Consider the following 948-nt stretch of genomic DNA (forward strand, 5'->3'; position numbering starts at 1 on the left):
CGTGGCTGACGTTCACGGAATTTCTCCATGAAGTGAACCACACGCTGATGAATGACTTTGTTTCCATGCCGAATGATGAAATCAACCGTTACATGAAAATGGAAAAACTGTTAGAAAACAAAATATCAAGGCGTTTCAAGGTGCGACGCTTGGAAATCAACGATTTTGGGTATCTCATGGAACATCTTTACGGCAGGGACGGTATCGCCTATGAAGATTATGAGTACCAGCTACCAAAGAAGAATTATAAAAAAGAAACGCTGATAAAATACTATGACCTTATCCGTCCGACAAGGTGTGTAATTGAAGAAAGCCAGCGGTATTTACGCTTGGAGCATGAGGACAAGGAAAGCTATGTGTCCTATTTTACCGTCAATGCGATTGTCGGCGAGCTTGATTTTCCGTCGTCTGAAATCTTCTATTTCCAGCAACAGCAATTCACATTCCCCGTTGATACTTCTATGAATGTAGAAATCGTGGAGAACCGCAAAGCATTAACAACCGTCCGCAATAAGAAAAAGGAATTGAAAGACCTTGACAATCACGCTTATCAAGCAGGAAGTGAAACCAGCTCAAATGTGGTGGACGCATTAGACAGCGTGGACGAGCTGGAAACAGACTTAGACCAGAGCAAAGAAAGTATGTATAAGTTAAGCTACGTGATACGGGTGTCTGCACCCGATCTTGACGAGCTGAAACGCCGTTGTGATGAAGTCAAGGACTTTTACGACGACCTCAATGTCAAGCTGGTGCGTCCTGTTGGGGATATGCTGGGGCTTCATTCTGAATTTCTTCCTGCCAGCAAGCGATATATCAATGATTATGTGCAGTATGTAAAATCAGATTTTCTAGCTGGGCTGGGCTTCGGTGCGACACAGCAGTTAGGAGAAAACACGGGTATCTATATGGGCTATTCCGTTGATACGGGAAGAAATGTGTACCTGCAAC

The 948-nt window shown here is 43.8% G+C and carries 1 pseudogene; it reads left to right on the top strand.

Features of this window, described 5'->3' with window-relative positions:
• Nucleotides 1-948 (top strand): annotated as a pseudogene (locus LJD34_RS16010) (ATP/GTP-binding protein); the annotation flags it as partial.

Source organism: Faecalibacillus sp. MSK20_93, from assembly GCF_020589945.1.
GTDB lineage: Bacteria > Bacillota_I > Bacilli_A > Erysipelotrichales > Coprobacillaceae > Faecalibacillus > Faecalibacillus intestinalis.